Annotated in this window: 6 protein-coding genes; 1 reads left to right on the top strand and 5 read right to left on the bottom strand. The window is 70.1% G+C overall.

Annotated elements, in window-relative coordinates; genetic code table 11:
- Nucleotides 1-75: 75 nt before the first annotated feature.
- From HC022_RS01065 to HC022_RS01055, 3 genes are read right to left on the bottom strand one after another with little or no spacing between them, the layout of a single operon-like run.
- On the bottom strand, nt 76-240 hold the full coding sequence (locus tag HC022_RS01065; protein ID WP_165616991.1) for a hypothetical protein: 165 nt from the start codon (nt 238-240) through the stop codon (nt 76-78).
- A complete protein-coding gene (locus tag HC022_RS01060; RefSeq protein WP_167451013.1) occupies nt 237-1,373 on the bottom strand; it encodes a YeeE/YedE thiosulfate transporter family protein in 1,137 nt (378 codons plus the stop codon). The genes HC022_RS01065 and HC022_RS01060 overlap by 4 nt, the downstream gene beginning before the upstream one ends.
- Nucleotides 1,373-2,314 (bottom strand): sulfurtransferase, encoded by a 942-nt coding sequence (locus HC022_RS01055; RefSeq protein WP_008884114.1) that lies wholly within the window; start codon nt 2,312-2,314, stop codon nt 1,373-1,375. Before HC022_RS01055 ends, HC022_RS01060 begins: the two co-directional genes overlap by 1 nt.
- Before the next feature lie 391 nt (nt 2,315-2,705).
- On the opposite strand from HC022_RS01055, the gene HC022_RS01050 reads away from it, so the two are divergent.
- The gene (locus HC022_RS01050) at nt 2,706-6,257 is read left to right on the top strand and encodes an ExeM/NucH family extracellular endonuclease (protein WP_167451012.1); all 3,552 of its coding nucleotides are present in this window, start codon (nt 2,706-2,708) and stop codon (nt 6,255-6,257) included.
- 299 nt (nt 6,258-6,556) lie between these two features.
- On the opposite strand, the gene HC022_RS01045 is transcribed toward HC022_RS01050, so the two are convergent.
- Nucleotides 6,557-10,834, bottom strand: a complete 4,278-nt coding sequence (locus HC022_RS01045) for a translocation/assembly module TamB domain-containing protein (protein WP_167451011.1) — start codon at nt 10,832-10,834, stop codon at nt 6,557-6,559.
- Entirely contained in the window at nt 10,831-12,633 is a 1,803-nt protein-coding gene (locus tag HC022_RS01040) for a BamA/TamA family outer membrane protein (RefSeq protein WP_167451010.1), read from the bottom strand. Before HC022_RS01040 ends, HC022_RS01045 begins: the two co-directional genes overlap by 4 nt.
- Nucleotides 12,634-12,867 lie beyond the last annotated feature (234 nt).

The following is a 12,867-nucleotide window of genomic DNA, read 5'->3' as shown; positions in this document are numbered from 1 at the left end:
CCCGCGCGCTTGCCCGGCCGACAAAAAGGCCCCGCGCAGATCGCGCGGGGCCTTCGACGTTTCAAGGAGGGGCGGTCAGTTCGGCAGCGCGCCGCAGAACCCGCCGGAGGCCGCGGTCCCGGATCCCAGCGCAAAGGCGGCGGGCGCCTGGTAGGGGTTGAGCTCGGAGGTGGCGAGGTCGAAGCCCACCAGCCCCACGATGAAGAGCATTGCCAGCGACGCGGTGAAGGTGCGGGTCATGCGCGCGCCTCCAGCCCGAGCACAGGGCGCAGGCGGATGCCGAGGAAGGCGCCCGCGAAGGCCGCGACGAACCACACCCAGCCGTGCAGGCTGCCGGTCGAGATCCCCGAGAAGAACGCGCCCACGTTGCAGCCGAAGGCCAGCCGCGACGAGTAGCCCAGCAGGAATCCCGCCACGACGGTGGCGATCCACGCCCGCGCCGGGTAGCCGGGCAGCGCCGCCGACAGCGCGCCACGGCGCCACGCGGCGACGCCGAAGGCGCCCGCGATGATGCCGATGTCGGTGAGCGAGGTGTAGTCGGTCAGCAGGCTTGCCTGCACGCGCTCCATCGAGCCCGGGGCGCTCCAGAACGCCGAGCCCGCGAAGTCGCCGCCAAGCGCCGCGTAGCCCTTGGCCGCCCAGAGCCCGAGCCCGTAGACCACGCCCCAGGGCTGGCCCGCGACCACGAGGTTGCCGATGGCCAGTGCCGCCAGCAGGAGCGCCGCGATGGCGTGTCGGCGGCTCAGCTTCACCGTGCCCGGCGCCGCGCGCCACAGGAACAGCCCCGCGGCCAGCGCCAGCAGCACCAGCGTCACCGCGAGGCCCGAGGTGCCCTGCAGCGTCAGGATCGGCAGCGAGCCGAGGTCGGTCCACCAGATCAGGTTCCACGCCCCGGCAAAGCTGCCGAGCGCAAAGAAGGGCAGGGCGAGCAGGCTCACCGGGTTGCCGCTGCCGGCATTGACCAGCGTGCCCGAGCCGCAGCCCAGCACGATCTGCATGCAGGCGCCGAAGATGAAGGCCCCGCCGATCATGGCAAAGCCCACGGGGGCCTGCGCGCCCACGAGCTCGCCCGGGTGGCTGGCCAGCAGCGGGATCGCCACGGCCGAGACCAGCGCGATGGACAGCAGCTGCGCGATCACGCCCGAGGGCTCGCGACGCAGGATCATCGCCCGCCACGGCCCGGCGAAGCCGAAGCGCATGCCCTCGAGCACGATGCCGAAGCCGAGCCCGATCAGCAGCAGGAAGCCGTAGCGCGCCCCCGCGAAAAGCGCCACGAGGGCCACGAGCACAAGCGCGCCGACCAGAAGGCCGGCGCGTTTGCCCCAGGCTCCGGCGGGCGCGGAGACCGCGCCCTCGGTTGCCGTCTGTGCCATCAGTTGCTGCCCTTGAGCTGGTTCATCAGGTTCTTGAACAGGCCGGGCGCGTTGGCCATCTCGCCGTCCGTGTGCGAGTACTCGACCATCGAGCCGGGGTAGAGCTTGACGTTGCCGAGTCCGGCGATCTCGTTCAGCGCGAACCAGTTGGTCGCGGCCCAGTGGCCGGTGTTGCAGAACGACACGATCTCCTCGCCGTCGCTGACGCCGAGCGAGGCCTTCAGCTCCTGCACGTCCGAGATCTGGCCGATGGCGGTGGCGCCGCTCTGGAAGAAGCGGGTGTAGGGGTAGTTCTGCGCGCCGGGCAGGGTGCCGGGCTTCTCGGCGGCCTCATGCGCCTTGCTGCCCTCGAAGAAGGCTTCGGGGCGGGCGTCGAGCAGCAGTGCCTGCCGCTTGCCGGCGATGACGTCGGCGACCTCGGGGGTCTCGGCGGTCCAGGTGTTGTCCCAGCTGATCGAGAGCTCGGTCGGCTCGGGCGTGACCGCTTCCTTCGAGACCGGCAGGCCGGCGTTGACCCAGGCCTGCGCGCCGCCGTTGAGGATCGACAGCTCGGTGAAGCCTGAGCTCTTCAGCGTCCAGTAGACCCGTGCTGCGGCCCCGAACTCGGTGTCGGTGGCGCCCTGCGCGACGATCACCACCGCGTCGTCGGGCTCGAGCCCGAGCTTCTCGTAGGTGGCTTCGAGCTGGTCGACCGGCACGGTCTGGCCGGGGTTGTCGGCCGGGCCGCGGAACAGGCCGTAGGGCGCGGCGATGGCGCCGTCGATATGGCCGTCGGCATAGGCGTCGCCGCGGATGTCGAGCACGACCGGCGCCTCGGCACCGTCCTGCAGCGCGGCGTCGAGCTCGGTCGCGGTGACCAGCGGGCCGAGGGTGGCGGCAAAGGAAGCGGTCGCCGAGAGACCGGCGAGCGCGGCGGCAATGGCAATGACATGACGTTTCATCGGAAGGCTTCCCGTTCTGAGTGGTTTCCCCGTGTAATTGGCCGAACTGCGCCCGACCGCAAGGGTCGGCTGCCTGAACGGCGCCCGTTCGGGCGGAACAGCCGCCCGGTGTCTTTCGCACATCCGGACGCCTGATTGGTGCGGCGCGCCCTCGTGGGAAGGCGTTCCATGTGCCGCTTCTATTGCAAGACAGCGTCCTTATTCCCGAGGCGCTTTCCGGGGTTTGCCGGGACAGTCTTCCGCCATTGACCCGCGCTGCCCAACCGGTTGGCAGAACCCCACCAAGCGGCGGTGCCTCCCCGACGCGAGGCTCGCCCGATGTCATTCCATGGTTACAGTTAACGGAGACACAGCTTTCGGCGATTCAGTTTTCCGGGTTCGGGGGAATATCATGGCATTCAGCATCTTCTACGGAGCCGCCGGTTCCGCGTGGCTCGGTACGCGCCGGGCTGACTCGCTCGTCGGCACCGATGGCAGCGACCTGCTGCTCGGGCTTGCCGGTAACGACACGCTGAACGGCGGCGACGGCTGGGACATGCTGATCGGCGGGGCGGGCAAGGACGTGGCCGAATATGCCGGCGGGGTCGACGACTACGACATCGGGCAGGGGTTCTTCGGCCTCGGCCCGGTCACCGTGACCGCCCTCGGGGGCGCGCCCGAGACCGGCACCGACACGCTGTTCGGGGTCGAGGCGCTTTACTTCGCGGCCGACGGCTACACGCTGCACCTCGACGGCACCAACAACGCCGCGCTGGCGGGCGACGACAGCGCCGAAACCACCGAGAACGCGCTGCTGCAGATCTCTGCCGCGGACCTTCTGGCCAATGACCGCGAGTTCGACGGCGACACCCTCACGATCGTCTCGGTGGCTGGGCTCTCGACCGGCGGCGCCACTGTCGGCTTCGACGGCATTACAGTGACCTACGACCCGGGTAGCGCCTTCGACGACCTCGCCGCGGGCGAGACCGCGCAGGATAGCTTCACCTACGTGATCGACGACGGCAAGGGCGGCACCGACGTTGCCACCGTGACCGTCACCGTGACCGGCGAGAACGACGCCCCGGTGCTGGTGGTGCCGGAGACCGTGAGCGTCGACGGGGGCACGCTCGCCATCGACGCCGGGATCTCGGCCAGCGACATCGACGGCGAGACGCTGAGCTACGCGCTGTCCGGGGCCGATGCCGCGCAGTTCACCATCGACGCGGCCACCGGCGCGCTGGCCTTTGCCGGGGCCCCCGACTTCGAGCTGCCGCGCGATGCCGACGGCGACAACAGCTACGAGATCACCGTGACCGTCAGCGACGGCAACGGCGGCTCGGACAGCGCCGATCTCGGCGTCACCGTCGCGGATGTGGACGAAGGGCTGCTGCGCATCTCCGAGAGCTTCGAGACCGAGGCGGTGGGCGCGCAATACGTCAGCGCCGAGGCCGACGGGGCGATCACCGCCCTCGGCGAAGAGGTCGATCTGGTCAACAACGCCGGGCAGGCGACGGTGGATAGCACCAGCCTCGCGGGGCTGGGCTATGACCTGTCGTGGGTGAACACCCGCGGCGACACCGGCATCTCGGACGGGGATTACATCGGCGTGCAGGATTTCACCGGCACCGTGGGCGCCTACACCGACGGCACGCAGGGCTACGAGCTTCAGGACGCCGACGGGCTGCTGCGCCTGACCTTCCAGACCGTGAACCTGTCCAACACCGGCGAGGTCACCGTCGCGCTCGACGTCTTCCTGCAGGAGACCGGCTGGGAGGCGGACGACCTCGTCAACATCTACGTGGAGACCGATCAGGGCATAGTCGCGCTGCTCGACAGCACCGGGCAGGACATCGACGACCTTGGCATCGAGGGGGCGTGGATGACGCTCGAGACCAGCCTCGGCGCCGACATCGACAGCGCCCGGCTGGTGGTGGAGCTCGACAGCAACGCCTCGTCCGAGAGCCTCTTCATCGACAACGTGGGCATCTTCGAACCGGTCGAGACCGGCGACGACACCACCTCGGCCGAGGTCACCCTGATCAGCGCCGTGCAGGGCAGCGGCGACGCCAGCACCATGGAAGGCGACGAGGTCACGGTCGAGGCGGTGGTTACCTACGTCACCTCCACCGGCTTCTTCCTGCAGGAAGAGGACGCGGATGCCGACGGCAATGCGGCAACCTCGGAAGGGCTCTTCATCTACACCGGCAGCGCGCCGACCGCCGCCGTGGGCGATCTGGTGCAGGCAACCGGCACCGTGGCGGAATACCAGGGCCTCACCGAGCTCACCTCGGTCAGCGAGGTGACGGTGCTCGGCAGTGGCATGACCGCGCCCACCGCGGCCAGCATCCTGCTGACGCCCGACGCGGCCCCGGATTACGAGGCCATGGAGGGCATGAGCGTCTCGGTCACCACCGGCACCAGCGAGGCGCTGACCATCACCGAGAACTACAACCTCGACCGCTACGGCCAGATCCGGGTCTCGGCGGGCATCCAGACCCAGCCCACGCAGCTTTTCGACGCCCAGACCGAGGCGGTGGAGGTGGCGGCGCTGGCCGAGGCCAACGCCAACGCCTCGTTGCTGATCGACGACGGCAGCTCGGCGCAGAACCCCGACAGATTCGAGTTCCTGCCCGGTGGCGCCGGCGACAACGGCAACGGCTATCTCGACGCGGGCGACGACTTCTCGCTGAGCACCATCCGTCTCGGCGCCGAGATCACCAGCACCGTCGAGGGCGTGCTGACCTACAGCTTCGACGAGTGGACGGTGAACGCCTCCGGGACGGTGACCATCGACGAAAGCACCAACTCGGGCGCCCGTCAGGACACGCCCGATGACGTTGGCGGCACGCTGCAGGTGGCGTCCTACAACGTGCTGAACTTCTTCACGACGCTCGACGACGGCGCGCTCACGGGCCCCGACGGCGATCTTGACCCGCGCGGCGCCGACACCGCCGCCGAGTTCGAGCGGCAGGCGGACAAGCTGGTCGGCGGTATCCTTGGCAGCGGCGCCGAGGTGCTCGCGCTGCAGGAGATCGAGAACAACGGTTCGGGCGAGGGCTCGGCCATCGACACGCTGACGGATCTGATCAACGCCAACGATCCGGGGGCCAACTTCGGCTACGTCGATCCGACCGGCAGCGGCGGGTTCATCGGCACCGACGCCATCACCACCGGCATCATCTACGACGCGGACGCGGTGACGCTGCTCTACAGCGACTTCATCGCCTACGAGGAAGGCTCGGCGGCGGTGACCAACGCACTGGCGACCGCCATCGCCGACGCCATCGGCTATGACTTCGAGGCCTATGACCAGTCCAATCGCCCCTCGGTCGCCGCGACCTTCCAGGACAATTCCAGCGGCGAGACCTTCACCGTGGTCTCCTCGCACTTCAAGTCCAAGGGCGACAGCGGGCTGGCGGCGCTGGCCTCGGCCGCCGAGGACTATCTCGCAGGCGGCGGCACGGCGATCACGCAGGCCGATCTCGACGCGCTCTATGCCGATGCCAACTTCGACCAGGGCGACGGGCAGGGCTTCTGGAACGGTGTGCGCACCGACGCCGCGGTCGAGCTCGCCGAGTGGATCGGCACCGGGTACAACGGCGGCGGCGTCAGCAACGTGGTGATGCTGGGCGACATGAACTCCTACGCGGAGGAGGACCCGGTCCAGTATCTCGACGACGACGCGGGCTTCACCGACCTCATCGACGCCTACATCGCGCAGGAGGAGGCCTATTCCTACGTCTTCGACGGCCAGCAGGGCACGCTGGATCAGGGCTTCGCTGACGACATGCTGGCGGGTTTCGTCACCGGGGTCACCGAGTGGCACATCAACGCCGACGAGCCGGACCTTCTGAGCTACGACGAGAGCTTCGTCGACAGCGCCTTCTACGACGCGGGCGTCTTCGGCAGCTCGGACCACGACCCGCTGATCGTCGGGCTCGACTTCGGGCTTGGCCTGAGCTGAGGCCTGCCTCCGCCCGGGCCGAGCCGGGGCGGAGGGGCAGGGTGACCGCCGCCAGAGGTCAGCGGTTCCATGACCGCAAGGGCGTGCGCTGTGAAGCGGGTGCCCTTCGTCGCTCTCTGGGGCTGTCGGCATGCGGGGCGGTTGGGGGGCAATGCCCCACGCCTCGTGAGACCGCAGCGGGCCAGGCGCCATGGCTGCGTCCGGCAGACCCTCAAAGGAAAAGGGGCGCTCGCGGCATGGCGGGCGCCCCTTCTGCGTGGTCCGGTGGTCTTCAGGAAGTGCCGGTCGAGACGGGGGGCTCAGTAGTCCTTCTCGAAGAAGATCCCGAGCGTGGTGTCGCCGTCCGACGTGGCGCTGGTCTGCGCCTTGATGTTGCGGTTGATCTGGTAGTTGAGGTTGATCGAGCTTTCGCCGCTGCTCACCTCGACATCCGTGTAGATTTTTTCGGTGATGTACTTGCCCAGCCGCAGGCCCGCGTTGCCCTCGGAGTCGGTGGTGACGTCGAAATCGTCGAGCCCGAAGCCCTGCCGCAGGTTGCCGATGATGCCCTCGCCGCCGCGCCCGGCGAGAGAGTTCACCGCCGAGGCGATCTGCAGCGCCTGCAGCGCCGAGAGCTCGCCCAGATCGCGGCCAAAGAGCAGCAGCGCGAGCACCTCTTCCTCGGGGCGGGCCGGGTTGGATGAGAAGGTCACCTCGGGCGAGGTGGCCTCGCCCTTAAGCGCGACCGAGACCGTGGCGCTTTCGACCTCTGTGGTGGCGAGCACGTCGATGGTCGGGATGAAGTCGCCGGTCAGCTGCAGGACGGCCTTTTCCAGCACCAGCCGTTGGCCGAGGATGTCGAGCCGGCCGCGGATCAGCTCGAACTGGCCCGAGGGCACGATGTCGGCCGAGGTGCCGGTAAGCGTCAGCGAGCCGCCGAGCTCGGCGTCGAGGCCACGGCCGCGCACGAAGATCTGCTGCGGGGCGCGGATCTCGAGGTCGAGCGGCAGCGTGTAGGACGACCCGCGGCCCTGCTGTTCCGTCTCCACGAGACCGGCGCGGAGACGGGTCTGGCGGACCGGCGCCGGCTCGCGCACGTGGGTGAGCGTGAAGCTGCGGCTGCCCGGTCCGAGCCCGGTTTCGGGGATGCGGATCTCGGCCTGCTCGATCTCGACCCACCCGCCGATGGCTGGGCCGGTGAGCAGCGGGCCCTGTACCGTCACGTTGCCGCTGGCGGTGGCCTGGTAGAGCCGCCGGTCCTGCAGAAGCAGGTCGCGCAGCCGCACCCGGAGATCGGCGTTGTAGGGGCTGGTGAGACCGATGGTGCCCTGGCTGCGCAGGCTGCCGCCGCTCGAGAGCGCGCCCTCGACCGTGAGCTGCGCCTGCCCGCCGCCGAGCTGGGTGTCGATGTCAACGCCGGTGAGCGTGAGCGCGGGGCCGGGCAGCACGATGTCGGCGCCGTTCACGCGCACCGAGCCCGACAGCGACGACACCGCCAGCGGCCCGTCGAGGCGCAGGTCGATGCGGGCGGTGCCGTTCAGCAGGTTGGGCTCGGCAATGCGGTTGGCCAGCGACAGCGGCGCGTTGCCGTTCACCGCGATGTTGGCACTGTCAAAGCTGCGGGCGATGCTGCCGCTCACCTGCGCCTGCGTGCCGCCGGGGGCGGAGAGGGTGGTGTTGACCTGATAGGGGCCGGTGCCGGTGGCCGAAACGGTGCCGCTGGCGGTGGCGCGGCCGGGAAGCTGTTCGACCAGCAGCCCGAGGTCGCGCAGCGCCACGTCGAAGGTCAGTGCGCTGTCGCCGGACTGGCCGAGGCTACCGCTGGCCGAGGCGGTGATCTCGGCGGTGCTGAGGTCGAATTGCTGCACGGTGATGGTGCCGTCGGCATCGCGCGAGGCCGAGACCACGGCGCGGCCGGTGCCGCCGATCAGCTGGTCGGCGGTGGGAATGCCGAGCCCCAGATCCTGCGTGGTCAGCGTGCCGTCGGCGCGGGCCGAACCATCGCTGAGCGAATACGAGCCCTCGCCGTCGAAATCGAGCGAGCCGCGCAGCGCCTGCCCGGTGAGCGGCGCGAATGCCGAGAGCCGGCGCGCCGAGGCGGTGCCGTCGAAGGCCACGGTGGCGATCTCGCCCGCGTCGGTCTTGCCGGCGGTGACGACGCCCTGCGCCGCGGTCTCGCCGGGGCCGGTGGCGCTGAAGTTCACCACGTAGGCCTCGCCGTTTTCCTGCAGGTCGCCCTTGAGCGCGGCGGCTCCGGACATGCCGTCCTGCACCTTCGCAAGGTCCGAGAGCACGAGGTCGAAGGTCGCGGTGCTGGCGTTTGGCACCATCTGGCCCTGCGCGTCGAGGGTGATGGCCGGGCCGTCGATCTCGAGCGTGCGCAGGAAGATGCCCTCGCTGCTGCGCGAGCCGTTGACGTTCATCGTCACCCGGCCCTCGAGCAGCCCGTCGGCCTGCGGGATGCCGATGCCGACATCCTGCGTCACCAGCGCTCCGATGGCGCTGGCGGTGCCGTCGTCGAGCGCGTAGGAGCCCTGGCCCTCGAAGCTCACCGAGCCGCGCAGGGGGCGCCCGGCGAGGGCGGCGAAGGCCGCGAGTTCGTCCGAGGCGGCGGTGCCGTTGAACGACAGGCTCTCGACCGCCCCGGCCTCGTCCTTGGTGGCGGTCAGCACGCCGTCGAGCGCGGTGCGGCCCGGCGCGGCGGCGGTGAAGTCGAGCGTGTAGGCCGAGGCGCTTTCCTGCAGGTCGCCGTTCACGGTCAGCGGGCCGGACATGCCGTCCTGCACCCGCGAGAGGTCGGGCAGCGAGAGGTCGAAGCTGCCGGTGCTGGCGCCGGTGCGCAGCTCGCCGCTGGCGGTCATCACGATGCCATCGCCGTCGAGGTCGAGGTTGCGCAGGAAGGTGCCCTGTTCGTTGCGCTCGGCGGCAAGCGCCAGCCTGAGTTCGCCCGCGAGCAGCCCGTCGATCTGCGGGATGTCCGCCGAGAGGTCGGTGGCGGTGCCCGAGAGGTTGACGTCGAAGCGGCCCGAGACCGGCTCGGCGCGGGCCTCGAGATCGAAGGCGGCGCCGCCGCCAAGGGCGCGCCCGGCCAGTCCCGAGAAGCGCGCGATGTCGTCGGTGCGGATCGCGAGGTTCGGCTCGATGGCCGGGTCCTCGCCCTCGGCGAGGCCCGAGAAGGCCACGTCGCCGGTGATCGAGATGCCCGCGCCGGCGATGTCGATGTCGGTCAGGTCAAAGCCGTTGCCCTGCTGCCAGTCGAAGGCCAGAGCGCCCTCGAGCGCGTCGCCCGCGGCGCTTTGCAGGTTCTCGTCGGCAAGCGCCAGCCCGTCCACCGCCAGCTGAAGCTGGCCTGCAATCTCGCCGGGCGTTGCGCTGTCGGCGTTGCGCGAGATGGTGCCCTCGCCGTTGATCTTCGCCTCGCGCAGCGCCAGCTCGGGGCGGTCGATGCCCTGCGCCAGCACCTCGAGGGTAAAGCCGTCGCCCTGCGCGCGGTCGTAGGACAGCGTCAGCACCGCCTCGTCGATCCGGGTGACGTCGCTGGTAAAGGCCAGCGTGACCGGGCTGCCGTCTTCCGAGGCGATGCGCCCGTCGAGCGCCAGCCGCTCGGGCCAGCCGTCGGCGCCGATGCGCGCGGCGCCGGTCAGGTCGACAGCGGCGGTGCGCAGTTCCAGCGTGTCGAGCTCGATGGCGCCCGAGGCCTCGACCACGCCGCTGGTGCGCAGCAGTTGGTTGTCGCCGAGGAAGGCGCGCTGCTCGTCCGGCAACAGCGGGCGCAGGTCGCCCGACAGGTCGGCGGCAAAGCGGTGATCCGCGCCCACCGAGCCCTGCAGCGTGATGTCGCCGGAAAACCGGTCCTCGCCCTCGGTGGCGAGCGCCAGCGCGGCGGTGAAGTCGTCGATCGGGCCCTTGCCCTGCAGCGTCAGCCGCAGGTCCGGGGCGCCGGGGAGGTTGGCCTTGGTGGTCAGCAGGCCGCCCGAGGCCTCGTCGAGCACGAGGTCGAGCGACAGCTGGCGGCTCTCGTTGGCATAGCTGCCGGCGAAGGTGAGCGCATCGCGGGGACCGTCGACGCGCTGCACGTCGAGTTCGACGTTGCCATCGCCGTCGGCGAGCTGCGCCGCGCCCGAGACCGTCAGCACCACCGGCTCGCCGATCAGCGGCGCGCCGAGCTCGACCCGGTCGACGCGGAACTCGCCCACGTTCACCGAGACCGGCAGGTCGGGCAGCGAGAACGGCTGGCCGCTGGCCTCTGGGGCAGGGGCCTCGGTGTTCGACGTCGGCGTGCGCGCCACCTCGAGCCGCTCGGCCGAGAGCGTGTCCACCTGCAGCCGCCCGCGCAGCAGCGCCAGGCGGCTCCAGTCGAGCTCGGCGTTCTCGAGGGTGAGCCAGATGCCGTCTTCGTCGGCGATGGTCATGCGCTCCATCGTCGCCTGCGAGCTGAGCGCACCGCGGAAGCCGCGCACGGTGACCTGCGTGCCCTCGGACGAGAGCGCGTCCTCGATCAGCCGTTCGAGGCGCGTGCCCTCGTCGTCATCCTGCGCTTGGGCGGGCTGGCTCAGGCAGAAGAGGAGCGGGAGGAGGAGGAGGAGAAGCCGTTTCAAAACGCCTGACCTATGCCGATGTAAAGCTGGACCCCTTCGCCGGTGTCGCCGCTGGTGGGCGCCGCGACATCCACCCGGAGCGGGCCGATGGGGGTGTTGTAACGGACGCCGAGACCGGCGCCGGAATGCCATTCGCCGTCGCCGCCCGGGGCGCTGTCGGCGCTGATGAAGCCGGCGTCGGCAAAGGCCACGACGCCCCAGTTGGCGCCGAAATCCTGCCGGATCTCGCCGGACAGCCCAAGGAAGCTGCGCCCGCCGGTCTCGTCACCGTCGCCGAGATCGACGGTCAGCGACTGGTAGGGCTGGCCGCGGACCGAGCCCGCGCCGCCGGAGTAGAACAGGAACTCGGGCTGGGTGTCTTCGAGCTCGGGGCCGATCACCGACCCAAGCTGCAGCCGGCCGGCCAGAACCGTGTTCTTGGACTCGCCGAAGCCGTAGTAGCCGCGCAGGTCGGTGTAGAGGCGGGCGCCGCTGCTGTTGCCGTCGAGGTCGATGAAGGGCGTGAACTCGGTGTTCGTGTAGAAGCCCGACTTGGCGTTCAGGTCGTCGTCGCGCTTGTCCCAGGTAAGCGAGGTCGGCAGCGTGAAGAGCAGGAACTCGCGGTCGCCTAGGTCGTCCTCGGTCTGCGAGTAGAGCAGCCCCACGCCGATCTCGCCGGTCAGTTTATCGGTGAAGCGCCGGGTGAAACCCGCGGTCAGTCCGATGCTGTCCGAGTTGTAGGTCGGCTCGTTGGCGCTCGAGAGCGCGGCCTGGAAGAAGGCGTCGGTGTTGGGCCCCAGCTCGGCGATGGCGGCGGGGACCTCGAGCCGGGCGGTGAGGCTGGCGTCCATCTCGCTGGTCTCGCTCGAGATGTCCGAGACCTCGGCATCGACGCGGAAGTGCTCGGCGCCGCCGAGCAGGTTGCGGTGCAGCCAGTAGGTGGTGAGCGTAAGCCCGTCCTGCGAGCTGATCTCGGCGCCGAAGCCGAAGCGGCGGGGCTTGGCATCGGCGACGCGCAGCTCGATGTCGAGCGTTCCGTCGGCATTGGGCACCTCTTCCTCGCGCAGCGTCACGCTCGAGAAGGCGCCGGTGTCGGTCAGGCGGCGGGCCACCTCGTCAAGCTCGTCGGGGTCGAAGCGCTCGCCGGTCGGCAGGCCCGCGATGCGGCGCTGCGCGGCGCTGCGCACGGCGCTGTCGTTGAGCGTGCGCAGCTTGCCGAAGCGCAGCTCCGGCCCGGGGGTGATGCGCATGTCGACGTCGAGCCGGCGGTCGGGGTGGTTCGCCGTCACCTGCTGGTAGGTCAGCTCGGCCTTGGCGCGGCCCAGCTGTCGCCAGCCGTCGATGCCGGCGTCAGCGGCTTCGCCCACGATGCTGGCGCGCGCGGTGTTGCCGGGGGCGAAGCCCTCGGGCAGCTCGGTCTCGGGGGCCAGCGGCTCGAGCCGCGTGGTGCGGAACTTGTACTTGGGCCCGCTCCGGACGTCGACCACCACCCGGTTGACCGCGTCGGGGGTCTGCAGCAGCGGGATGTCCGCCGCCTCGCGCCCGTCTAGGGTGATGCTGATGGTGCCGCCGTAATAGCCGTTGGCATAGAGTGTCTCGAGCAGCACGCCGTAATCCGACAGCGCCGCCGCGAGCACGTCCTGACCGGACACGCGGCCCTCGTCCTCGGCCGCCGCAAGCGCGGAGTTGCTCTTGATCTGGGCCCTGAGATCCTCGTCCATGCCGGGGGTCGAGAAGTTCACCGTCTCGATGGCCGCGGCCGGGATGGCGGAGAGGGACAGAGCGATGCCAAGAGCGACAGAGGTGCGCCTAAGGGTCACGGGCGTGGTCCTTTTTCTTGCCTCGCGGAGCGGCGGCTCCGGGGCGGGTGCGTTTAGACACTAGGGTAGCGACCGGGCGCTGGCCAGTAACCAATCGCAGATCCGGCGCATTGTTGGGCTTGCGTTGCCGCAAGGACGCGCCCCCGGATCCGGGCATCGGCGGAGCATCGCTTGCGTGCAGGTGCAGCACTGTCTATCCCGGTCCGGGACAGGGGCTTTCCTGGCCCCTCGGAG

The organism is Salipiger sp. HF18 (assembly GCF_011806505.1).
In the GTDB taxonomy this organism is placed as follows: domain Bacteria; phylum Pseudomonadota; class Alphaproteobacteria; order Rhodobacterales; family Rhodobacteraceae; genus Salipiger; species Salipiger thiooxidans.
This window is presented reverse-complemented; position numbering and strand designations above follow the sequence as displayed.

What these genes read in the sequence shown, in the direction of transcription:
- HC022_RS01065 (WP_165616991.1), bottom strand. Translation starts at nt 240, where the DNA reads ATGACCCGCACCTTCACCGCGTCGCTGGCAATGCTCTTCATCGTGGGG.
- HC022_RS01060 (WP_167451013.1), bottom strand. Translation starts at nt 1,373, where the DNA reads ATGGCACAGACGGCAACCGAGGGCGCGGTCTCCGCGCCCGCCGGAGCC.
- HC022_RS01055 (WP_008884114.1), bottom strand. Translation starts at nt 2,314, where the DNA reads ATGAAACGTCATGTCATTGCCATTGCCGCCGCGCTCGCCGGTCTCTCG.
- HC022_RS01050 (WP_167451012.1), top strand. Translation starts at nt 2,706, where the DNA reads ATGGCATTCAGCATCTTCTACGGAGCCGCCGGTTCCGCGTGGCTCGGT.